The sequence below is a fragment of the Actinoplanes sp. NPDC051851 genome (genome assembly GCF_040681165.1).
In the GTDB taxonomy this organism is placed as follows: domain Bacteria; phylum Actinomycetota; class Actinomycetes; order Mycobacteriales; family Micromonosporaceae; genus Actinoplanes.
Map to the genome: position 1 here is coordinate 1 of NZ_JBFAYF010000098.1, position 21,838 is coordinate 21,838.

Sequence of the window (21,838 nt, forward strand, 5' to 3'; positions counted from 1 at the left end):
CCAGGCCCGGCCTGGCGCGGCCCGGCCTGGCGCGTGTCAGCCGAGGGCGGGTCGGCCGGATGAGGGGCGGGTGAGGGGCCGCCGATCGCGCGGATGCCCAGGGCCGAGAGCAGATAGCTGAGCGCGTCGACGGCGATCGTCACCACCGGGCCGAGGAGGCCGATCGCGGCGTTGCCGAGCGGGGGACCGACCACGGTGGCGGTCCAGGTGGTCGCCTCCAGACGGCCGTACGCGAGAAGGAGGTCCTGGGGTGGAAGCAGGGATTTGAGATAGGCGCCGCCGGCGGCGGTGAACGTGATCCCGGCGGCGGAGACGACGACCGAGACGAGCACGAGCTGGGTGAACGTGAGCACGCCGAGGGCGTAGGCGGCGGGGACGGTGGCCAGCGCGGCGAAACGGAGCAGGTCCATGGTGATCATTACCGGGCGCTTGCGGCGGAGCTCGATCCACGGGCCGAGCGGGACCGCGACCGCCGCGCCGACGGCCAGGCCCGCGGCGGAGAGCAGCGAGACCTGGAACGGGGTGGCGTGCAGGACCAGGATCGTGATCAGCGGGAACGCGCCGAAGCCGAGCCAGGTGCCGGCCGTGCTCACCGCGTACGCCGCCCAGAGCCACCCGAACCGCCGCCCCAGCATCCCCGCTCCCTCGGTGCACACAACCAGAAGTTGACGAGGAGGATCCAAGCAGGCAACGTACGGGCAGATCAAACAACCGACACGCCGCAAGCGGACAACCAGGAGTTGTGAGGGCATGGACTTCGAGGCGGTACGTACCTTCGTCGCCGTCGCGGCGGCGGGGCGGTTCCAGGAGGCCGCCGCCGAGCTGGCGATCACCCAGCAGGCCGTCTCCAAGCGGGTCGCGGCGCTGGAGCGGAGCCTCGGCGTGCCGTTGTTCTCGCGTACGCCCCGTGGGGCCGAACTCACCATCGACGGGCAGGCGTTCCTGCCGCACGCCCGGGAGTTGCTGCGCGCCGCCGAACGGGCCGCCGCCTCGGTACGGCCCGGCAGCCGCCCGCTGCGCGTCGACGTGATCGCCTCGCGGCTGGCCACGTCCGGGCTGATCCGTGACTTCCACCGGGCGTACCCGGCGGTCGAGCTGGACGTGATGAAGCTCTTCGACGTCGACACGGCCGTCGCCGCGATCCGGTCCGGCACGATCGACGCGTCGTTCCGGGCCGTCGCGATGCCGGGATGGCGGCTGCCCGACGACGTCGGCGTGCTCCGGGTGCTCGACGAGCCGCTCCAACTGGTCACCGGGCCCGGCCACGCGCTGGCGGCCGCCCCGGCGGTGACGCTCGCCGGGCTGGCCGGGCACCGGATCTGGATGCCCGGGATCGCGCCGGGTACCGAGTGGGCGGCCTACTATGCGGACCTGGTCGCCGCGTTCGGCCTCACCATCGAGGCGACCGGGCCCAACCTCGGCGCGGACGCCCTGCTCGACACGATCGCGGACACCCCGGCGCTGGCTACCGTCATCGGCGAGCACACCCGGCTGGTCTGGCCGGACGGTCACGGGCTGCGGCGGATCCCGGTGATCGACCCGGCACCGGTCTACCCGCATTCGCTGCTCTGGCACCGCGACAACCGCCACCCGGCGCTGACCACCCTGCGCGACTACCTGACGGCGACCGCGACCGGATTCAACAGGCCCGGGACATGGACGCCGGCCTGGTCACGGACGTAGGGGGCCGACCTGAGCCAGGACGTGCGCAGGCCCCCGGGTCCTCCGGGGGCCTGCGAGGACGGACGTGTCAGCCGAGGCGGCGGCGGTTCTCCTCGTCGACCGGGTCGTCCAGGCCGATGCCCTCGAGCGTGCCCGCGCCCTCGACGGTGCCGTCACGCTCGGCCGTGCCCATGCCCATGCCCGTGCCCATGCCCACGCCGACGCCCGTGTCCATGCCCGTGTCCGTGCCCGCCCGGTGGCTCTCGTGCTGGTTGACCCGGTAGTACGTGGTCAGCTCGTCCACCTCGGACTGGGTCAGCGGCTCGTCGTGTGCGGCGGACACGTCCGGTGCGTTCTTCACGATCTCCTTGTCGAAGGGCACGGTCAGCTCCTCGCCGTGCAGGTGGGCGTCCTGCAACGGGATCAGTGACTCGCTGTGCCCGAGAAGTCCGGTGCTGACGCTGAGCCACGTCGGCTGGCCCGCGGCGTCCGTCCACACCTGTCCGGCGGTACCGATCCGGTCGCCGTTGGTGTCGCGGACGTCGCTGCCCTGCAGCGAATGGACATGCTCCTGGGTGATCATGAGGATCTCCTTCGCGGGTATCAAAGCGGGTATCACATCCGGCAATACCGCCTTCATGCCCGCTCCGGAGCATCCCTAACGCAAGGTCACCCCGATGGGCGCCGGATCACCCCGATGGGCGCCAGGTCACGTCAGGGAGTGCGGGTATCGCCCCGCAACCCGGCCAGGATCACGTCGCCGAGCTTGGTGATCACCGCGGCGCTCCGTTCCGGGGGCAGCTGCCGGAGCGAGGCGATCCCGAGCAGCCCGGCCCGCACGTCGTCGGCGTCCACTCCGGCCCGCAGCGCACCCGCCCGCCGGGCCCGCTCGACCAGCGTGTTCAGCGACCGCGAGTGCTCGAGCCGCTGCTCCCGGAAGACCGCGGCGGCGCTCCCCGACCCGAGCAGCACCTCGTTGAGCGCCCGATCGTGGATCTGCCGCTCGGCGAACCCCCGGATGATCCCGGCCAGCCCCCGCCACGGATCGGTATCGGAGATCGCCGCCCGCATCTGCCGTCCGCACTCGTCCACCTGCCGGGCCAGGACCGCCCCGACCAGATCGTCCCGTGTGGGGAAGTGCCGGTAGAGCGTCGCCACCCCGATCCCGGCCCGCCGCGCCACCTCCCGCATCGGCGCGCCGACCCCCGCGGCCGCGAACGTCTCCCGCGCGGCGGCGACCACCCGCTCCCGGTTCGCCAGCGCGTCCGCACGCCGTATCCGAGACACCTTCCCCCGCTGTCCCTCTCGGTTCGCCCGTACCGGAACACCCGCTCCGTTTCCTCTCCTACCGTACCCGGCGACCGTTCTTCCACGATCAAAGGAGCTTCCCGTGTACGCCGTCGCCTTCGACCGTTTCGGCGGCCCCGAGGTCCTGCGCTGGACCACGGCCGAGCCCCCGCACCCGGGCCCGGGCCAGATCCGCATCCGCGTCCGGGCCGCCGGTGTCAGCCCCGCCGACCTGGGCCTGCGCGGTGGGGGTACCCCGATGAGCGCCCGCCTCCCGCTGCCCCACATCCCGGGCGTCGACGCCGCCGGGGTGGTCGACGAGCTCGGCCCCGGCGTGCCCGGGGAAGCTCCCGGCGCCGGCGCACCGGGTGGTGCCGGCGTGCCCGGCGGCGCCTCCGTTGCCGGGGCGGCTCTCGGCGACGCCGTCTTCGGCTCCGTCGACGTGGCCCGGCTGGGCGGGGCCGTCGCCGAGTTCGCGGTCCTGCAGGTCTGGTCCCGGAAGCCGCCCGCCATGCCCTGGGAACAGGCCGGCGCCGCCGCGTCCAGCATCGAGACGGCGACCCGCGCCCTCGACCTGCTGGCCGTCGGGCCCGGCATGACCCTGCTGATCGACGGTGCCGCGGGAGGTGTCGGCAGCATCGCGGTCCAGCTCGCCGTGGCCCGCGGCGCCCGGGTCGTCGGCACCGCCCGCCCGGCCAACCACGAGTTCGTCCGAAGCCTCGGCGCCACCCCGATCAATGTCGGTCCCACTATCCGTGTCGACCGGGCGCTGGACGTGGCCGGAAAGGGTTCGCTCCCGAACCTGATCGCCCTGACCGGCGATCCCGCCGCGGTGGTGACCCTCGCGGACTTCACCGCGGCCGAGCACGGCGTCCGGCTCTCCAGGGGACGTCTCGCCGGTGAACCCGACGGCGCCCACGGCCTCCCCGCCGCTGCGGCCCTCGTCGAGCAGGGTCGTCTCCGCGTCCCGATCGAGGCGGTCTTCCCGTTCCCGGAGGCGGCCGCCGCCCACACGGCCGCCGAGCGGGGTTCCCGCCGCGGCAAGATCGCCTTGCGCGCCATCCCGTGACCCACGCCCCGGCACGCTCGCCCGCAGCGCCATCCCGTGACCCACGCCGCGGCACGCCCGCCCGCAGCGCCATCCCGTGACCCACGCCCCGGGACCACAGAAAGCCGGCCGGTGGGTACCCCCACCGGCCGGCCGATCACTACCGGATTCTCACGAGTCCAGGTCGCTGTACGAGAACGTCGCCGCCGCCGTATACCGGCTGACCGTCCCGTTGCTCGCCGTGAACGACACCCACGTCGGCCCGGACTGCGCCGCCGCCGGGACCGTGCACGCCCAGGACGTCGCGACCCCCTTGCCGACCGCGGTGCACGTGGCGTCCCCGTCGCCGAACGTGAACGCCGTCGCCGCCGAGACGTCGCCGCCCGCGATCCGTACGGTGACCTTCTTCCCGCCCGCGGTGGTGTCGCTGGTGGCCGAGAGGCTGACCACCACGGGGGCGTACGCGATCGTCGCCGGTACCCCCGCGACCCCGTCGTGGTTGAGGGTGACCGCGACCGACGCCGCCGTCGAGGCGGGGAGCGCCAGCTTCACGTGCGTGCTGTCCACCCAGGTCGGGACGATCTTGGAGTTTCCGAAGGACGCGGTGATCGCCTCGGCGGCGAACTCCTTCTGCGTGGTGCCGACGGTCGCGCCGGTGACCTCCACGACGACCGTGCCGCCGGACGCCTTGACCGCGGTGCTGTCGGTGACGGTGATGCCGAGCGGCGCCCGGTAGGTGATGTTCACCGTGGACGTGCCGCCGGAGGTGGTGACCACGACCGGCGCGGTGCCGTTGGTGCCGGCCGGGGCGACCGCGACGATCTGGGTGGCCGACTTGACCTCGAAGCTCGTCGCGTCGACGCCGCCGAAGGTGACCGCGGACGAGTCGCTCGTGTCGACGCCGAGGAAGCCGGTGCCGCTGATGGTGACGGTGGTACCGCCCGCCGTGGAGATCTTGGCGGGGATGACCGTGGTGGCCGAGGGGGCGTACGACACGGTCGAGCTCGACGGCGTGCCCGCCACCCCGTCGTGGTAGAGCGTGATCGGCACGGCGGCCGCCTTGGTGGTGGCCGGCGTGGTGACCTTGACGTGGGTGGAGTCGACCCAGGCGATGGTGGCGTTGACCTCGCCGACCTTCGCGGTGACCTTCTCCGCGGCGAACGCGGCCTGGGTGTCACCGACGGTGCCGCCGGTCACCGTGACCGGCACGGCGGTGCCCCCGGTGACCTTGGAGGTGACCGCGTCGAACTCGGCGCCGAGCGGGGCCCGGTACGTGTAGGTCAGCTTCCCGGTGCTGGTACCCGCCGCGTTGGTGACCGCCACGGCGACGGGCCCGTTGACCCCGGCCGGGGTGACCGCGGTCAGCTTGGTGTTGGAGAGCACCTGGAAGCCGGCCGCGTTGACGCCGCCGAAGGTGACCGTGGCCGCGTTGGTGACGTCCAGCGTGCCGAAGTTGCCGCCGGTGATGGTGACGGTGGCACCGCCCGCGGACGTACCGGAGGACGGGGTGGCGGTCGAGGTGACCGGCACCGCGGTGACCGGCGTGGCGGTGGCGTTCGGGGTGGTCACGGTGGCGCCGAGGGCGGTGAGCACCGCCCCGGCGTGCACCAGGCCCGCGCCGAACTGGTCGTCGCGACCGCTGGCGCCCAGGTCGGTGGCGGTGCTGGTGAGCACGCTGCGCATCTGGGTGGTGGTGATCGCGGGCTTGTACGCCTTGGCGAGCGCCATCACGCCGGCCACGTGCGGGGACGCCTGGGAGGTCCCGGAGGCGTAGACGAAGCCGGTCGGCGACGCCTGCAGGATCTTCACGCCCGGAGCGGCGATGTCGACCTGCTTGCCGTACTCGGCGAACGACGCGCGTGCCTTGGCCGAGTCGACCGCGGTCACGCCGACCACGGTGTCGTAGCCGCCCGGGTAGAGGACCGGGTTCCCGTTCTCCGCGCTGTTGCCGACCGAGGCCGCGATCGGCACCCCCTTGCTCTCCGCGTACGCCACGGCGGCGGTCAGCGCGTCGGTGGAGGACCCGCCGAGACTGGCGTTGATCACCTGGGCGCCGTGGTCGACCGCCCAGGTGATCCCGGCCGCGACGGCGTCCACCGGGCACGACCCGTTGGCGTCGCAGACGCGTACCGGAAGGATCTTGACAGCGGGTGCGATGCCCGCCATGCCCACGCTGTTGCCGGTGGTCGCGCCGATGATCGACGCGACGCCGGTGCCGTGACCGTTCTGGTCGTTGGTGCCGTTGCCCGAGGCGATGAAGTCGTTTCCGGTCATCACCCGCCCGGCGAGGTCGTCGATCTTCGCCACGCCGGAGTCGACCACGCCGACGATGACGTTGGCGCCGGTGCTGGCGGTGTTCGCGGCGGGCGCCTGGATCGCGTCGTATCCCCACTGGACCTGCCGGTAGGGGTCGGTTCCCATGATCGTAGCGGCCGGGCTGGAGCCGTCCGCGACGATGCCGTGCTTCGCGAGTTCCGACTGGGCCGACGCGGAGACGGCGACCTGCTTGGTGGAGCTGGGCGCGGTCAGCCCGTTGACCTCTCCGGCGGAGGCGATCCCGGCGGCGGCGCTCTCCGCCTCGGCCGCCCCGGCGAACGGATTCGCCAGCGTGACGGCGGCGGCGGTGGCGACGGTGAGCGCGGCGGCCCGGCGGGCCTGCTTCTTGGTGATGGCCATGGCTCACAAGGTGCGGCCCGCCGAGATCAACTCGGGATGCGCCGGGTTGCCGCCCGGTTGCAAACTTCCGATTCAACCCCTTTTCCGGGTACGGCTGTGCCTCGTACCCGACCGCAAACCCTGTCGCTCCGCGCCGCCCGCCGCGGTCAGAACTCCGCCGCGGTCAGAACTCCGCCGTGGTCAGAACTGCCCGGGCGTCTCGATCCGGCGGTAGAAGGCGACCTCCGGCGGCGCCTGCGCCCCGGCCGCCTCCATGAGCCGGTGCACGTCCGGCTGGCTCTCGAAGAACTTGTGGAACGCGTCCTCGTCGGCCCACTCGTCGACGACCACGATCTCGTCGTCCCCGTTCGCCGCGAAGGTGTGCCGGACACAGCCGAGCGCCTTCCCCGCCTCGGCGATCCCGTCCATCACCCCCGGGTTGCCGGTGGCGAACTCCTCCAGCGCCCGCGGATTCGCCTTCAGCCGCAGAACCATGACGACGGACATCGAACCTCCGGAGACCTCGTACCCGAAAAGTTCCCTGAGCATCGTCCGGTCCGGTCCGCGTGCCGGGGTCATCGTCCGTTTTTCCCCGGAAAGGGGGAGGTCCGGGCACCGAGTGCTCAGTTCGGTGCCCGGACCTCATGGGGGGCTCTGCCTAGCGCGTCCCCCTCGGGGGGTGACCGGGAGGGACGCTGACCGTCGAGGGGTCGCGGTCAGGCGGAGCAGGTGGGTTCGTTGCGCTGGGCCGGGACGTTGACGGCGTCCCAGGCGGCCAGGACCGTGTCGAAGTCGGTGCAGTCGCCCGGGGTGAGGCTCTTCGCGGCCTGCAGGGTGGTGATCCGGTACTGCGGGTACGACGAGTTCGAGTTCTTCAGCAGCATCGCGTTGAACATGATCTTCATGGCGGTCTCGATGCCGACGCCGGTCACCGTGCTGTTGTTGCAGGTCGGGCTCTCGCCCTGGCCGTTGCCGTCGGTGCCCTGGGCGAGCAGGAAGAACCAGTGGTTGCCCGGTCCGGCCGCGTCGTGCACCTCTTCGCGGGCCGTACGGTTGGAGAAGCAGTTGTCGCTGCCGAGAGCCGACGGGTCACGCATGTCGCGGATCGCGCCCTGGCCGATCAGGTCGACCTCTTCGCCGACGGTGAAGTCCGGCTCGTCGTTCGGGCTGTTGATGAACGCCTCGGTGGCCGCGCCGAAGGTGTCCGCGACGAACTCCGAGGTGTTGCCACCCGAGATGCCGCCCGGGGTGGTGGCGTCGATCGCGTGGCCCAGCTCGTGACCGACCACGTCGGCCGAGCCGAGGAACTCACCCCGGGTGTTGAAGCCGATCTGGACCTGGGTGCCGTCGAAGAACGCGTTGGTGTCCTGCAGGCCGACGCGCAGCGGGAACGAGCCGCCCTGACCGTCCTGGCCGTCGCGGTCCAGCCACTGGGCCAGCATCGCGATCTGCTGCTGCGCCATGAAGTACGCGTCGACGCAGCCGGTCTCCTCCTCGGTGCCGTCGCCGTCGCCGAACTGGTTGTCCTGGCTGACGAAGGTCTCGTTGGTCGCCGCGTCCTGGCAGACCAGCGAATCCACGTCGGGGTCCTGCAGCGCGAAGCCCTGGCGGAACTGGGTGTCCTCGAACTGGACGTCGCCGTAGATGGCGCCCTCGCCGGTGCCGGTCGCCTCGGAGACGTGCTCGGTGGTGCCCAGCACGTCACCGTCGATCGCGTCGACGATCACGGTGAGCCGGCTGATGTCGCCGTCGCGGGTGCCGTCCACGGTGGCCGACCAGGCGAGCCGGGCGTCCTGCGTGGTCGCGTCCACGACGAGCGTGGTCTCCTCCACCTTGGTCACCGCGTCGAGCTGCGCCTTCGCGATCCGGGTGGCCTTCGCGGCGGTCAGCTCCGGCTCCACCGAGATGTCGCCGATCGTGGTGGTCTGCGCGACCGAGGTCCAGGTCGCGTCGCCCGCCGCGTTGGTCTGCACGACGAAGTCACCGCCGAGGACCGGGACATCCTTGTACGTGCGGGTGTACGGCACGTAGTTGATGTCCTGGTAGCTCAGCACGGCCTGCTGCTGGTAGTCGTCCCACTGGCTCGCCTGCAGCGACTGCGGCCGGCTCGCGACGACCTTCTGGGCCGTCGACTTGGCCAGCGTGACCGCGTCGACCGGGGCGGTATCGGTGGTCTGCCCCGCCGAGGCCGTGTGGGACAGCACGGCCATGGTCACCGATCCCGCGGTAGCGGTGGCCACCACGATGATCAGTGGGATGCGTCGTTTCAAGACGGTGCTCCTTCTCCCTGCGCCCGGGGAGGGGCGGGCGCAGGCTCGGCGGCGATCAGATGCACACCGGCCGATCCGTCTCAGGGTGCGGCGCATCGACGACGCCCACGGCCTTGAGAGGATGACCAGCGCATTCCCCTGTACGGACGGTCCGCCCCAAAAGGTTCAAGTCACTCGTCGAGCAGTGGCAGCGGTGCGAAGCGGTGGGATCGCCAGATCCGGTGGGAGACGCTTTCCGGGTACGGCCCGACGCTGCCCGGGACGTCGAAGATCCGGGTGAGCCGGCCGGCCGGGTGGTAGGCGGGCCAGCCCGGGTCGCCGTGGGTGGCGAAGGCGGTCCATGCGGTGCGCATCTGGTGGGAGAGGCCGATCGCCTCGGGTGTCGGGTCGCCGATCAGGAGAGCGGTCTCGCCCCGGGTGAGGTTGCCGAAGACCAGGGGGACGTCGAGGCCGTGGCAGGCGCCGAGGGGCCCGCCCGCCCAGGTCAGTTCGTAGAGGTAGGTCCGGCCGCCGGCCGCCGCGTGGGCGTCCGCGAACGTCACCGTCGGCATCCGGAAGAGCCAGTCGGAGTGGATGAGCTCGTGCAGCTGCTCGGGGCTCATGTCGGGGTAGGCGCCGACCGGGCCGAAGAGGCCGAGGGGCGCGTCGACCGGGCCGGTCAGCGCGGTGAACAGACTCTGCTCGTCGCGGGTGTGGCCGGCCAGCAGGGTGACGCCGGTGGCGGGCGCCTCCCACGGGGTGGTCGGGAGGATGTCGCCGTCGACCACGGGGGAGAAGCGGATCGACCGGTGCCCGGCGAGGCCCCAGCGCGGCGACGAGGCGGCGAAGCCGGACGCGGCGATGTCGGCGGCGAGCTCCGGGGAGAAGAAGGTGCCGGGCATCGACTGGACGATCGCGCGCTGGAACAACCCGGCGGCCCGGGGCATGGCCAGCAGCGCGGCGATGGAGCCACCGCCGGCGGACACGCCGAAGGCGGTCACCCGCCCGGGGTCACCGCCGAAACCGGTGATGTTGTCCCGGACCCACGCCAGGGCGGCGACCTGGTCGAGCAGCCCGCGGTTCGGCGGCGCCCCGTCGACGTGGCCGAACCCCTCGACGCCGATCCGGTAGTTGAACGTGACCACGACGACCGGCCCGGTGCGGGCGAGGACGGCACCGTCGTACTCGGGAAGGCTCGATGTTCCGATCTCGTAGCCGCCGCCGTAGATCCAGACCATCACCGGGAGTGTCGCGTCGGTGTCCGGGCTCCAGACGTTGACGGTCAGCCCTTCGTCGAACGCGACCGCCGGCCGGACCCCGCTCCACGGCTCGACCGGCCCGGGAGCACCGAACCGGTCCGCGGTGGCGAACGGGATCCCCCGGAAGACGGAGATGTCCGATTCGATCTGCCCGCGCACCACACCTGAGGTCAGCCTGACGTCCGCTGTCGACACGAGAGCCATCGGAACAGCAGACCGGGAGGCCCCGCAACCGGGTTTCCGGGAGCGCCATGCCGCCATCGTCCGACGCCGGCGGCTCTGGCGGCGGCGGCCGAGTGGGTGTCAGTGGCGGTCGGTGGAACCGGGGAGGGGGCGGACCGTGGTGGCGATCAGGGCGGCCAGACCCAGCAGGAAGGCGACGACGATCAGGGCGCGCAGGACGGTGAGGTGGTCGCCGAGGAAACCGATGGTGGGCGGGCCGCCGAGGAAGGCGCAGTAACCGATGGAGGCGATCACGCTGACGCGGGCGGCGGCGCGCTTGGGGTCGTCGCCGCCGGCGCTCATGCCGACCGGGAAGCCCAGGGAGGCGCCCAGGCCCCAGAAGAGGGTGCCGATGAACGCGTAGACCGGGGACGGGGCGAAGACGAAGACGGCGACGCCGATCACGCCGAAGACGCAGAGGACGCGGATCACCAGGACCCGGCCGTAGCGATCCAGCAGGGCCGGGCCGAACCAGCGGCCGATCGTCATCGCGGTCAGGAAAGCGGCGAAGGCGAGCGTGCCCAGGGCGGCCGGGACGTGGTAGCCGTCGATGGCCGCGACGCTGATCCAGTCGTTGCCGACGCCCTCGGTGAACGCGAAGGCCAGCACGAAGACGCCGATCAGCAGGGTACGCGGTTCGGTCCAGGCGGCCAGGGCGCCGGCCTGCGGGGCGGCCTCGGTGTCCGCGGCGGGCTCGGACGGGTCGTGGTCGGGGACGAAACGGCGTGCCTGCCAGACGACGAGGGAGACGACCACCACGGCGACCACGGTCAGGTGGACGGCGACCGAGACGTGCAGGGCCACCATGGCGGCGCCGATCAGGGCGCCGGCGACCGTACCCAGGCTGAAGCCCGCGTGGAAGCGCGACATGATCGACTTGCCGAGGTGGCGCTCGACGACGGTGCCCTGGACGTTCATGCCGACGTCCCAGGCGCCGTTGGCGAAGCCGAGCAGGAAGAGGCCGGCGACCACCGGGACCACGCCGACCAGGGAGCCGAGCGCGGCGACGAGTACGCCGAGGCCGAGCAGCACGGACATCGCGACGACCGTGCGGGACGAGCCGATCCGGGTCACCACCGGGCCGGAGAGCGGGAGGGCGAGCAGCGAGCCGGCGGCGATCGCGAGCAGGACCAGGCCGAGGGCGGCCGGGTCGAGCTCCAGGCGGTCGCGGACCTGCGGGATCCGGGAGGCCCAACTGGCGAACGCGAAGCCGGAGCCGGCGAAGGCCGCGTACGTCGCGGTGGTCGCGGCCCGCACGGCCGAGGAGACGGGTGTGGCAGTGGACGAGGTCATGGAGCGGCCTGCCAGGTTCTGAACATAATTCCGAACATAACAAACAGATCTTCTGTTTGAAACGGTGTATCGTGTCCGCGTGACGATCGGCGACCGCCACCGGCGGATCCTTGACGCGGTGCAGCAGGCCGGGCGACTCGGTGTCACCCAGCTGGCCGAGCTGACCGGCACCTCCGAGATGACCGTACGCCGCGACCTGGAGAACCTCGCCGACCAGGGAATGCTGGAACGCTTCCGCGGCGGGGCGCGCAGCATCACCCTGCGCGGGGAGGAACCGCCGTTCGCCGCGCGTACCCGGGAAAGCTCCGCGGCCAAACGCCGGATCGCCGAGGCCGCGGCAGAAATGATCAGTGACGGCGAAGCCGTCGTGCTGGACAGCGGGACCACCTGCCTGGAGGTGGCGCACCTGCTCGCGCGGCGCCGGATGACCGTGATGCCGCTGTCCCTGCACGCGGCGAACGCACTGGTCGGGGCGCCTCAACTGCGCGTCCTGCTGCCTGGCGGGGAGCCTCGGCCGGGCGAGCTGGCACTGACCGGGCCACTGGCGGAGGCGTCGTTGGCGGCGCTGCGATTCGACACCGCGATCCTCGGCTGCTGCGGTCTGACCGCGGAGGGGATGACCGCCTACGATCTCGCGGACGCGTCGGTCAAGCGGGCCGCGATCGCCTCCGCGCGACGGGTCATCGCCCTGGCGGACGCGGCGAAGCTGGACCGGACGGCGCTGGCCTTCGTGGCACCGGTCTCCGCACTCAGCGTGGTGATCACCGACACGGAGGCGGACGAGGCCCCGGTGGCGGCACTGACCGCGGCCGGCACCGTGGTGCAGCGGGTGTAGTGACCGCGGTGCCGCCGCTGTGCGGGCTGGCGGCGCTTGCCGAGTTACGGAACGCTGGATCGGCCGGTCCGACCGTGGAAATGGAGCGCGAGACCATGGGCGACAACGCATCATTCACGTACACGACATACGTCAACACCACGCCGGAGCGGCTCTGGCGGGGATTGACCGATCCCGCGCTCACGCGGCGGTACTGGGGCGTGGCGCTGGAGTCCGACTGGGCCGAAGGATCGACGATGGCCTGGGACGAGCAGGGTGTCCGGAGTGCCGACCCGGCTCAGGTGGTCCTGGAGTCGAAGCCCTACCACCGGCTTTCCTACACGTGGCACACGTTCACTCCCGCGTGGGCCCGGCTGCACGGATTCGACGACGAGCTTCTCGACGCGCTGACCCTCGAACGCCGGTCCAAGGTCACCTTCACCATCGAGCCGGTCGGAGACGTCGTGAAGCTGACCGTCGTCCACGACGACTTCGAGCCGGGCGGGCGCCTCGTGGGGATCTGCCGCGAGGGCTGGCCCCACCTGCTGTCAGAGCTCAAGACACTGCTGGAGACCGGCGAGACGTTCCCTCGTTGAGCGAGACGATGCCCGCCAGGATGAGGTTGATGCCGGCCAGGAACTGGTCGCGGTCGTCGTGGGTGCGCAGCTGGGTGGCGACCGAGCGGAGGAACGGGAAGTCGCCGGTCTCGACGCCGGCGAAGAGGGCGTCGACGGCGGCGAGGACCTCGGTGCGGTCGGTGCCCCGGGCGACCGAGCGGGCCAGGGCCGCGTTCTGGGCGGCGACCCCGAGAATGTAGTTGAGTAGGGCGGACGCGGCGTTGAACTGGTCCTCCGGGGGGACGCCCAGGGACTGGACGCGGCGGCCCAGGCTCTCGAAGACGCGCAGGGTCGTGGGTTGGGCCGACAGCTGGGAGAGCTGGTCGCCGATCCACGGGTGGGCGTCGAACGCGTCGAAGACCCCGAGGGCGATGGCGCGGATCTCGTCCGGCGGGGTGGCTGCGGCGGGGTCGGCGGCCATCGCGCGGGTGACCACGGTGTCGGTGGCGGCGGCCAGGAGTTCGCCCTTGTTCGCCACGTGCCAGTAGATCGCGCCGGGGCCGGTCTTGAGCCGGGCGCTCAGGGCGCGGAAGGTCAGGCCGGACTCGCCGGCAGCGTCGAGCATCGCGATCGCGGTGTCGACGATGCGGTCGCGGGAGAGGGCTTTGTCACTGGCCATGCCCCATCTTGACATGTCTGGAACGTCGTTCCAGACTGGGTGTCGTTGGAACAACGTTCCAGAGACTTGCTCAGAAAAATCGGTATAAGTCCGAAAGAAGCCTTCGATGACTACTCTGCTCGACACGCCGCGCAAGGCCGGGTCGCTCCGCGCCGTGTGGCCCGCCATCCTTGGGCTGTCGGTCGTCTTCCTCGTGGAGATGCTCGACAACTCGGTGCTCAACGTGGCCCTGCCCACCATCGCCCGCGAACTCGACGCCTCCGCGTCCGACCTGCAGTGGATCACGTCGGGGTACTCGCTGCTCTTCGGCGGTCTGATGGTCGCGTTCGGCGCGATCGCCGACCGGTACGGGACCCGCCGGGTCATGCTGATCGGCCTGGTCCTCTTCGCGCTCGCCAACCTCGCCGTCCTCGCCGTGCACACGCCGGGCCAGCTGATCGCGGTCCGCGCGGTCATCGGCATCACCGCGGCGATGACCGCACCCGGCACGATGGCGCTCTGCTTCCGGCTCTTCGACGCGGAGAACCTGCTGATGCGGGCCACCTCGCTGATCGCCACGGTCGGACTGGTCGGCATGGCCGTCGGGCCGACGATCGGTGGTCTCGTCCTCCAGGTGCTGCCGTGGCAGACGCTGCTGGTGATGAACGTGCCGATCGCCCTGCTGGCCATCCTCTGCATCCGCGGCGGGATCCCGGCCGACGACCCGGCCCAGCGCAACCCGGCTCCCCTCGACCTTCCAGGAGCTTTCTTGGGTACGGCGACCCTCGTCCTGGTCCTGTGGACGGCGACGCTCGCCGTCGAGGAGGGCTGGAGTCACCCGGCGCCGTGGCTCGCAGGCCTGGCGGCGATCGTCTCCGCCGTGGGATTCGTCGTGCGGGAACGGCGTACCGCGCACCCGATGTTCGACGTCGCGCTGCTCAAGCGCCCCGCCGTGTCGGCCAGCCTGGCGTACGAGGCGGCGCTCGGGCTGGGCATGGCGGTCGTCGCGTACAGCGTGTCGCTGCAACTCCAGCTTGTCTGGGGCTGGTCGCCGGCCGAGGCCGCGCTCGGCAACCTGCCGCAGGTCGTGGTGATGCTCGCGGTCGGCCCGTTCGTGGAGAAGTTCGTCGACCGGCTCGGCACGCACCGGGCCGCGGTCGTCGGCGCCACCGCGGTGATCGCCGGGCTGCTCATCTACGGGCTGCTCGGCCGGTACGACTACGTGTGGATCGCGATCGCGCTCGCCCTGACGGCGGGTGGGATGCGGGTCGTCGCCACCATCGCCGGGGTGACCGTGATGCGCGGCCTGCCCGAGGACCAGACGTCGGTCGGCGCGGCGATGAGCGACACCAGCCAGGAGGTCGCGAGCAGCGTCGGCATGGCGATCACCGGCACGATCGTGGCGGCGGCGATCGGGGGTTCGCTCTCCGCGGTGGGTTCGTCCGCGGCCGGGATCCACTCGTTCGAGAACGCGGTGACCACGGCGACGCTGGTCTGCACGGCGCTCTGCGCGGCCCTGATCGTGTGGGCGGCGCGCCGCTCGGCGAAGGCGTCCTGAGAAGCCGCGTGCTGTCAGCGGGAGATCATCTGGAACGCGAAGTCGGTCGGCTCGATCGAGTCGGCCGTGTAGGAGTAGGTGAGGTCGACGTCCCGGACGATGGTGCCGAGGTCGACGTCCTGCCGGGCCGGCGGCCACTGGCACCGCACGTCGACGGCGTGGCCGGTGCCGCGGACCTCCAGGTGCAGGGTCCCCGAGCCGGTGCAGGCCGCGGCGAGCCGGTATCGGCCGCGTAGTCTGAGGCGCTTGGCGAAGACGCCGCCGTCGCCGTCGGTCGCCGAGTCGCTGCCGCCGAAGCCCGCGTGGCCGCTCAGCTCGAGGGCCGCGGTCGGGTCGCCGGTCGCGTCGCCGCGGATGATCGGGTCGCCGGTGCTGCTGGTCACCCGGTAGGCGAATCCGGATCCGACGGTGGCCCGGTCGACCTCCTCGATGGCGTACTCCACCAGGGTGATGTCGCCGCCGGTCAGGAACGTCGCGCCGACCGGCTCGGGCTGGGCGCCGCACGGCACCGGGACCTCGGCGAGGGCGACGCCGCCGGGGAGCCCGCGGACCCGGAGGGTGAATCTCCCGTTCCCGGCGCAGGCGGCCCGGAGGGTGAGCAGGCCGAGGTAGTCCGGCTCGGAGCGGAGGTACCCGGTGCGGACCAGGCCGCGCCGCAGCACGGTCGCGGTCGCCGCGTCGGTGCTGACCGCGGCGAGTGCCCGGTCCGCCAGGCCCGGGTCCGTCCCGTCGCCGGGCCGCGAGGGCGGTGCGGCGTGGATGCTCTCGGCGCCGCCGTCCACCGCCCAGAGCCCGCCCACGGCCACGAGCAGGAGAACCAGGCCGAGCGTGGGAATCCACCACGTCCTGACGATCGGGCCGAGGGCTGGCATGATCTCGCTCCTGGTCTCGCGGGTTCCGAAGTGCACGATGGGCGACGGCCGGGACGGTCAACGACGGACCGCGGCGTCCCGGTGAGCGCAGCCCCGGTGTGGGATCAGACCCTGGTCGGAGGGGGTGAGGAACCGGTGGTTGATCAGGTAGGCGGCGAGATGGTCACCGTGGCCCTGCTCGCCCCAGATGGCCTGCATCACGGCCTTCTTCGCGTCGCTGACCTCGTTCGGATCGCCGCCGACGCACTTCGCCGCGTCCTGCCGGGACAGTTCCCGCGGGCGGTCGATGCCGGGCGTCAGGAAATCCCGGTAGACGGCGGCCATCACCAGCTTGTAGCGAGGGCTGCGCTGGAACAGGGCATGCACCCGGCGCTGGCTGTCGGAGAGACCCACGATGGTGACCGGGCCGGTGTCGGGAGTCCCCGCGGCCGAATCGGGGACACCGGCGACGGTCAGCGACAGGGCGTATTCGGGTGCCCACAGTCGCAGGTCGTTGTGGCCCTCGCGCAACCGGAAGCTGCAGCCGTACGGCACCTCGACGCGCCGCCCCAGGTCCGGGGTGAAGACCGTCGGCACCTGGTGGCGGCTGCAGTTGTTGTCCAGCCACCATTCACCGGCCCGCATCAGCAGCGCCGGAGCGTCCGGGGCCCGTGACACGGTCAGATCGGTCCGGTTCAGGAAGCGGCGGTCCAGGAACAGCGGGTCGTCGCCCGGCCGGAGAGTCACCTTCCGCCGCTTGTACGGGTACCGCACGACCAGTTCCCGGGCGGCCGTCACGAAATGAGTCACACGCCAGTATTCCCCGGGCTCGCCGCGTCGCCCAGCCACCGGCCTCATGCCCCGCCTCCACGGTCGGCGGCATCCTGCATCACCAGCTGAAACTCGGTGTCGCCGACGCGCAGGCGCTGTCCGGGCCGCAGCCGGACGGTGCCGGTGACGCGGGTGCCGTCGACCCAGGTCCCGTTCCGCGAGCCGAGGTCGCGGCAGGACACCACGCCGCCGCCGACCGGGGTCAGTTCGAGGTGATCGCGCGAGACGCGGCTGTCGAGCAGCCGCCGGAGGCGCCGGTCGTTGCGGCCGACGACGAGGCCGTTCTCCGGCACCGGGATCGGAGGGAAGGCGCCGTCGCTCGGCCGCAGAGCCAGCACGGGCGACTTCGGATCGATCAGCGTCGCGTCGACCAGCGTCCGGTCGGTGTCGCGGCGGATCCCGGCGACCGTGGGTGCCGCGACCTGCGGCCGCCGGATGCAGGCGTCGGGCCGTACCGAGAGCCGGAACGATGCGGGACAGCCCGGGCCCAGCCGTTCGGCGATCCGCCGCCGCATCGCCGGCAGCTCCGCCGCGATCGCCACGCCGGTCCGCTGATAGTGGTCCGGCGGCAGATACAGCACGGCGGCCGGCGGATAGACGATGCCGTGGGCCGACTCGCGCCCCCGGGCCACCAGGACACGGTGGACGGCCCGCTCGGCTCGCCGCGGCGTGACGCCCGCTCTCGCCATCCACCACGCGTCGACGATCTCGGCAGCTCGCCGGGCGACCAGTCCACCGTTCACGCGACGCCCCGCACGACCAGCAGCACCGCGACGCAGAGGGCCGCGACGACCAGCAGGATGAACACCAGCGCCGTACCGGTGACCACCGCGGCCCACCCCGGGGTGAGGTCACCCGTCGTGCCGCGAGGCCAGCCCTCGTCCTCCGTCACCGCTCGCCTCCTGTCGTCCGTTCCGTTCGCCCCACCACTGTGCGACACCGGATCGCCGCCGGGCTTCCGAGGCGTCGGATTGGTTGCGGGCGCTGCCGTACGGGCGAGCGAAGCGTGCGAACGGGCAGGTCCCAGGCCGGAGAGCGGGACAGCCGGCCGAGAGGTTCGGCCGCGTGACCTAGGTAGTCCGCATGGACGGCACAGTCAATCGACAGATCCCGTGCTCACTTTCGATACGAGCGCTCACCGACGTGGCGCACGAATCTCACGAAGGGACCGACGATGAGCACGGACCAGACCTGGAAGCCCGCCAACCCGTGGACGCCGCCCGCGCAGCCCCCGGCGCCTGCCCCGGTGCCGGGGCCCGGTGGCGCCGTGGGCGGTCGCGCCTGGACCGGCCAGAAGGTGATCATGGCCGTGGTCACGGCGGTCGTGCTCGCGGGCGGCGGGGGTTTCGCCGCGGGTATGGCCGTCGATTCCGGTAGCAGCGTCCAGCAGGGTCCGGGCGGCAGCGGCGGCTTCCCCGGCGGCGGCATGGGCGGCCAGCAGGGCACCGGCACAGGCGGCCAGCAGGACACCGGCCAGACCGGCACCGGCACCACAGACCAGACCGGCAGCGGGACGACCGGGCAGACCGGCACAGGTCAGACCGGCACCGGAACCACCGGTCAGGACAGCAGTGGGACGACCGGGCAGGCCGGCACGCCTCCGGGCGGCGCCACCCAGCAGAACGGCACCGCGAGCACCGGCGGGACCACCACCAGCTGACACCGCGGAGGCTCCGGCCGGTGGCAGCCCTTTCCGGGCCACCGGCCGGACCGGGCGGTCAGTCCCAGCCGATCACCTCGACGCCGGGGAGGTCGTCCACGGCGCTGCGGTCCTCGCGGGCCAGGGTGGTGAGCAGGGCCGCGGCCTCCTCGACGGTGACGACCCGGCCGTGGGAACGCTTCTCCTCCGGGTACGGGGTCTCCAGCCAGAGCAGCCCCTCCGCGGTGCACTCCACCTGGATCACTGCGTCCGAGCGGGAGGTGAAGACCGCCCAGTTGCCCGGCGTCCGCAGGATGTGCCGGTCCAGCCGGGCCACGCAGTGGTCCAGTGTCTCCATCATCGGCAGCGACGCCCAGCCGTGCTCCTCGGTCTGGTATCGCAGGTCCAGCACGTCGGTCTCCGGTGTGCCGGAATGCTCCGTGACCAGAGCGGCCGGATCGCCGAGGAAGACCGGCCCGAGCCGGGCCCACAGCTCGTGCCGGGGCAGGTCGACCGGCGTCGGCGTACCGTCCGGGAGGGTGAGCGTGCCGACGCCGCGGTCCCACTCGCGCCGCAGCACGAGGACCTCGCCGCCCACCGCGTGGATCTCGACGCGCACACCGGCGGGTCCTTCCGGCGCGACCCGGGTCAGCAGGCGCTCGGCCGGCCAGGCGTGCAGCGTGGACGACCTACGGATGATGCCGCCGGGCCAGTCGTCGAGCAGCCGGGCGTCGGCGCGCGCCACCGGTGTCCGGCGCCAGTTGCCGATGTGGTGGACGAGCCCGGTGCCGTGCGAGGAGATCGCCGCCTGGAAGTCCCGCTCCGGCTCACCCGCCCGGATCTCACTGTGGTGGACGGCCGCCACGACGGTGCACGGCACCTCCCCGGCAGAGAGGTCGGTGAGCGCGATCGCCCGGTCGAACGGAAGTCCCGGCAGATCGATCGGCGCCGCCCGGATCCGCCCGTCGGCGCCGAGGGGCAGATCGAGCAGCACCCGGGCGACGTCCTCCCGGTACGACCCCGACTCCGCCCGCACGACCGTGACCCGCCCGTCGCGCACCCGGTGCACCGTGGTCAGCTCCCCGGCCGGGAACGCGGCCGTGTCGACGAAGACCGCGTGCCCGCCGACCGTGGCCGCCCGCATCTCCCGGTGCCGCCCGAGCCGCTCGACGATCTCCGCATCGTTCATCCGGCTATTCTGATCAATCCACCCCGGTCTACATTGTCGGCGTGCGGGATCTGGACGTGCGCCGCCTGCGGGTGCTGCGGGAACTCCATCAGCGCGGCACGGTCACCGCCGCGGCGCAGGCGCTGCACCTGACCCCGTCGGCGGTGTCGCAGCAGCTGGCCGCGTTGAGCCGGGAGGCCGGCGTCCCGTTGATCGAGCCCACCGGCCGCCGGGTACGCCTCACCGGCGCCGCCCGGATCCTGTTGCGGCACGCCGACGAGATCCTCGCCCGGATCGAGCTCGCCCAGGCTGACATCGCCGCGTCGGCGGGCGCCCCGGCCGGCGAGGTCGCCCTCGGCGGGTTCCCCGCGACGCTGACCGGCCTGGCGCTGCCCGCCCTCTGGTCGCTGCGGTCCGCCGCGCCGTTGCTGACCCTGCGGCTGTCCGAGGCCGAGCCGCCCGAGGCGTTCGACCTGCTCCTGCGGGGTGACCTGGACATCGTGCTGACCGTGGAGTCGCCGCACGGCCCGGTCGCCACCGACCGCCGCTTCCACCGGTCGCCGGTGCTGATCGATCCGTTCGACGTCGCCCTGCCCGAGGACCATCCGCTGGCCGCCGCGCCCACGCTGCGCCTCGCCGACCTGGCCGGTGCGGAGTGGATCCTCCCGCACGCCGGTGTCTGCCGGGAGATCTGCCTGGCCGCGTGCGTGGCCGCGGGCTTCACACCGTTCGTCGCCCACCACATCGGGGACGGGGAGAGCACGATGTCCGCGGTCGCGCTCGGCCTCGGCCCGGCCCTGGTCTCCCGGCTGGCCGGTGTCGCCCCGCGTCCCGGTGTGGTGATCCGCGCGCTCGACGGCGACCGCCCGGTCCGGCACATCACGGCGGTGCTGCGCCGGGGCAGCGAGACCGCCCCGCACCTCGCCGCAGTGCTCGACGCGATCGTGAAGGAACGCTGAACGGTCGCGCCCGTTTTCTCGCGATGGACCTGAAACGTCCCGGCCTCCGAGGATGAGGCCTCATCCGTTGCTCGAGGAGGACGACACGTGTCCATGGCAAGTCTGATCAGACTCGGTCTGCTGGGGTCGATCTGGGGATCGGTCTTCCTCTGGATCAAAGTGACCGGGTACGCCTTCGCCCCGATACAGATGGTCTTCGCGCGGTTGGCGCTCGGTGCTGTCGTCCTGCTCGTCATCGCGTACGCGAAAAAGCTGCGACCGCCGCGCGGCGCGGCACTGTGGGGACATCTCACCGTCGCCGCGCTGCTCGGCAACGCCCTGCCGTGGACCCTGTTCGCCTGGGGTGAGCGCACCGCCTCGTCGAGCGTCGCCGGTGTGGTCAACGCGACCACCCCGATGTGGACCGTGCTGGTGACGCTGCTCTGGCGCCAGGAGCGGCGACTCGGCGGCTGGCGCGCGCTCGGCCTGGCGCTCGGCCTCGCCGGCACCCTCCTGATCGCCGCCCCGTGGCACACCCGGAACGGTTCCGGCGGCATCCTCGCGTTCACGATCGGCACGATCAGTCTCGGCGCGAGCTTCGCCTACATGGCCCGCTTCCTCACCGGCCGCGGCCTGCCCCCGCTGGTGCTCGCGGCGGGCCAGCTGACCGCCGGCACCCTGCTCATGCTGCCGGCCCTCGCTTTCGGTGGCCGGCAGCCGATCACCGTGCGCGCCGACGCGCTGGCCGCCCTGCTGATCCTGGGAGTGATCTGTACCGGTCTGGCCTACGTGCTCAACGTCGACCTCATCCTGCGCGAGGGCGGCCCGGTCGCCGCGACGGTGACCTACCTCTTCCCGCCGGTCGCGGTCCTGCTCGGCGCCCTCTTCCTGGACGAGCCCCTGACGTGGCCGATCTCGGTGGGTTCCCTCACGGTCCTGACCGCCATTTTCTGTGTACGCCGCCAGCCCCGCTCCCTGCCCACGCTTTCGCATCCGTCCCCCGCCGCAACGCCACGCTGACCGCCGTCCGCAAACCCCACGGCTGGTCGTCAGTGCTGTATCGGGGCGCTCGATACAGCTCCGGCGGCTGGGCCTGCGGCTGCGGCCCGGTTTCCGGTTCCCCGGCGGTGAGGGGCGGCAGGCGGTCCG

At 72.3% G+C, this 21,838-nt stretch carries 22 protein-coding genes; 8 read left to right on the forward strand and 14 right to left on the reverse strand.

Annotation, left to right across the window (positions count from 1 at the left end; all coding sequences use genetic code 11):
• Positions 1 to 635: MFS transporter (locus AB0M08_RS44395; protein WP_364507427.1), on the reverse strand; the 635-nt coding region annotated here is incomplete at its 3' end.
• 115 nt (positions 636 to 750) lie between these two features.
• Here AB0M08_RS44395 and AB0M08_RS44400 point away from each other — a divergent pair.
• Positions 751 to 1,683, forward strand: a complete 933-nt coding sequence (locus tag AB0M08_RS44400; protein ID WP_364507429.1) for a LysR family transcriptional regulator — start codon at positions 751 to 753, stop codon at positions 1,681 to 1,683.
• A 67-nt stretch (positions 1,684 to 1,750) separates the two neighbouring features.
• Here the strand turns inward: AB0M08_RS44400 and AB0M08_RS44405 are convergent, their stop codons facing one another.
• Positions 1,751 to 2,245: a PRC-barrel domain-containing protein gene (locus AB0M08_RS44405; RefSeq protein WP_364507432.1), complete on the reverse strand. Its 495-nt coding sequence runs from the start codon at positions 2,243 to 2,245 to the stop codon at positions 1,751 to 1,753.
• 131 nt (positions 2,246 to 2,376) lie between these two features.
• Positions 2,377 to 2,949 carry a TetR/AcrR family transcriptional regulator gene (locus AB0M08_RS44410; RefSeq protein ID WP_364507435.1) on the reverse strand — a complete coding sequence of 191 codons (573 nt, stop codon included), beginning with the start codon at positions 2,947 to 2,949 and terminating at the stop codon, positions 2,377 to 2,379.
• Positions 2,950 to 3,052: 103 nt separating this feature from the next.
• Between AB0M08_RS44410 and AB0M08_RS44415 the strand changes: the two genes are divergently transcribed.
• On the forward strand, positions 3,053 to 4,018 hold the full coding sequence (locus AB0M08_RS44415) for an NADP-dependent oxidoreductase (RefSeq protein ID WP_364507438.1): 966 nt from the start codon (positions 3,053 to 3,055) through the stop codon (positions 4,016 to 4,018).
• A 150-nt stretch (positions 4,019 to 4,168) separates the two neighbouring features.
• On the opposite strand, the gene AB0M08_RS44420 is transcribed toward AB0M08_RS44415, so the two are convergent.
• From AB0M08_RS44420 to AB0M08_RS44440, 5 genes are all read right to left on the reverse strand, one after another.
• Complete coding sequence (locus tag AB0M08_RS44420) at positions 4,169 to 6,673, reverse strand: S8 family serine peptidase (protein WP_364507441.1); 2,505 nt, start codon at positions 6,671 to 6,673, stop codon at positions 4,169 to 4,171.
• A gap of 180 nt (positions 6,674 to 6,853) precedes the next feature.
• Positions 6,854 to 7,159: a hypothetical protein gene (locus AB0M08_RS44425; protein WP_364507444.1), complete on the reverse strand. Its 306-nt coding sequence runs from the start codon at positions 7,157 to 7,159 to the stop codon at positions 6,854 to 6,856.
• 209 nt (positions 7,160 to 7,368) lie between these two features.
• A complete protein-coding gene (locus tag AB0M08_RS44430) occupies positions 7,369 to 8,922 on the reverse strand; it encodes a M4 family metallopeptidase (RefSeq protein ID WP_364507447.1) in 1,554 nt (517 codons plus the stop codon).
• Between the two features lie 170 nt (positions 8,923 to 9,092).
• Positions 9,093 to 10,364: a carboxylesterase family protein gene (locus tag AB0M08_RS44435; RefSeq protein WP_364507450.1), complete on the reverse strand. Its 1,272-nt coding sequence runs from the start codon at positions 10,362 to 10,364 to the stop codon at positions 9,093 to 9,095.
• Positions 10,365 to 10,463: 99 nt separating this feature from the next.
• Positions 10,464 to 11,675: an MFS transporter gene (locus AB0M08_RS44440; protein WP_364507453.1), complete on the reverse strand. Its 1,212-nt coding sequence runs from the start codon at positions 11,673 to 11,675 to the stop codon at positions 10,464 to 10,466.
• A gap of 79 nt (positions 11,676 to 11,754) precedes the next feature.
• Here AB0M08_RS44440 and AB0M08_RS44445 point away from each other — a divergent pair, with 79 nt between their 5' ends.
• Together AB0M08_RS44445 and AB0M08_RS44450 are read left to right on the forward strand one after the other, a co-directional pair.
• Positions 11,755 to 12,510, forward strand: coding sequence for a DeoR/GlpR family DNA-binding transcription regulator (locus AB0M08_RS44445; RefSeq protein WP_364507456.1), 756 nt, complete (start codon positions 11,755 to 11,757; stop codon positions 12,508 to 12,510).
• Positions 12,511 to 12,590: 80 nt separating this feature from the next.
• Complete coding sequence (locus AB0M08_RS44450; RefSeq protein ID WP_364507459.1) at positions 12,591 to 13,085, forward strand: SRPBCC family protein; 495 nt, start codon at positions 12,591 to 12,593, stop codon at positions 13,083 to 13,085.
• Here AB0M08_RS44450 and AB0M08_RS44455 read toward each other — a convergent pair.
• On the reverse strand, positions 13,045 to 13,725 hold the full coding sequence (locus AB0M08_RS44455) for a TetR/AcrR family transcriptional regulator C-terminal domain-containing protein (protein WP_364507460.1): 681 nt from the start codon (positions 13,723 to 13,725) through the stop codon (positions 13,045 to 13,047). The two genes, AB0M08_RS44450 and AB0M08_RS44455, sit on opposite strands and share 41 nt — an antisense overlap.
• Before the next feature lie 106 nt (positions 13,726 to 13,831).
• On the opposite strand from AB0M08_RS44455, the gene AB0M08_RS44460 reads away from it, so the two are divergent.
• Entirely contained in the window at positions 13,832 to 15,262 is a 1,431-nt protein-coding gene (locus AB0M08_RS44460; protein ID WP_364507463.1) for an MFS transporter, read from the forward strand.
• Positions 15,263 to 15,276: 14 nt separating this feature from the next.
• Here the strand turns inward: AB0M08_RS44460 and AB0M08_RS44465 are convergent, their stop codons facing one another.
• Genes AB0M08_RS44465 through AB0M08_RS44480 form a run of 4 tightly spaced genes read right to left on the reverse strand, consistent with a single transcriptional unit; the run spans position 15,277 to position 17,836 of the window.
• Positions 15,277 to 16,134, reverse strand: coding sequence for a hypothetical protein (locus AB0M08_RS44465; protein WP_364507466.1), 858 nt, complete (start codon positions 16,132 to 16,134; stop codon positions 15,277 to 15,279).
• 57 nt (positions 16,135 to 16,191) lie between these two features.
• Positions 16,192 to 16,923 carry a hypothetical protein gene (locus AB0M08_RS44470; protein WP_364507469.1) on the reverse strand — a complete coding sequence of 244 codons (732 nt, stop codon included), beginning with the start codon at positions 16,921 to 16,923 and terminating at the stop codon, positions 16,192 to 16,194.
• Positions 16,924 to 16,967: 44 nt separating this feature from the next.
• On the reverse strand, positions 16,968 to 17,687 hold the full coding sequence (locus AB0M08_RS44475) for an FHA domain-containing protein (protein ID WP_364507471.1): 720 nt from the start codon (positions 17,685 to 17,687) through the stop codon (positions 16,968 to 16,970).
• Positions 17,684 to 17,836 carry a hypothetical protein gene (locus tag AB0M08_RS44480; RefSeq protein ID WP_364507474.1) on the reverse strand — a complete coding sequence of 51 codons (153 nt, stop codon included), beginning with the start codon at positions 17,834 to 17,836 and terminating at the stop codon, positions 17,684 to 17,686. Before AB0M08_RS44480 ends, AB0M08_RS44475 begins: the two co-directional genes overlap by 4 nt.
• A gap of 282 nt (positions 17,837 to 18,118) precedes the next feature.
• Between AB0M08_RS44480 and AB0M08_RS44485 the strand changes: the two genes are divergently transcribed.
• A complete protein-coding gene (locus AB0M08_RS44485) occupies positions 18,119 to 18,604 on the forward strand; it encodes a hypothetical protein (protein WP_364507477.1) in 486 nt (161 codons plus the stop codon).
• A gap of 58 nt (positions 18,605 to 18,662) precedes the next feature.
• On the opposite strand, the gene AB0M08_RS44490 is transcribed toward AB0M08_RS44485, so the two are convergent.
• Positions 18,663 to 19,772 (reverse strand): hypothetical protein, encoded by a 1,110-nt coding sequence (locus AB0M08_RS44490; protein WP_364507480.1) that lies wholly within the window; start codon positions 19,770 to 19,772, stop codon positions 18,663 to 18,665.
• Between the two features lie 41 nt (positions 19,773 to 19,813).
• On the opposite strand from AB0M08_RS44490, the gene AB0M08_RS44495 reads away from it, so the two are divergent.
• Together AB0M08_RS44495 and AB0M08_RS44500 are read left to right on the forward strand one after the other, a co-directional pair.
• Positions 19,814 to 20,710: a LysR family transcriptional regulator gene (locus AB0M08_RS44495; RefSeq protein ID WP_364507483.1), complete on the forward strand. Its 897-nt coding sequence runs from the start codon at positions 19,814 to 19,816 to the stop codon at positions 20,708 to 20,710.
• Between the two features lie 93 nt (positions 20,711 to 20,803).
• Positions 20,804 to 21,709, forward strand: a complete 906-nt coding sequence (locus AB0M08_RS44500; protein WP_364507486.1) for a DMT family transporter — start codon at positions 20,804 to 20,806, stop codon at positions 21,707 to 21,709.
• The last annotated feature ends 129 nt before the right edge of the window (positions 21,710 to 21,838 follow it).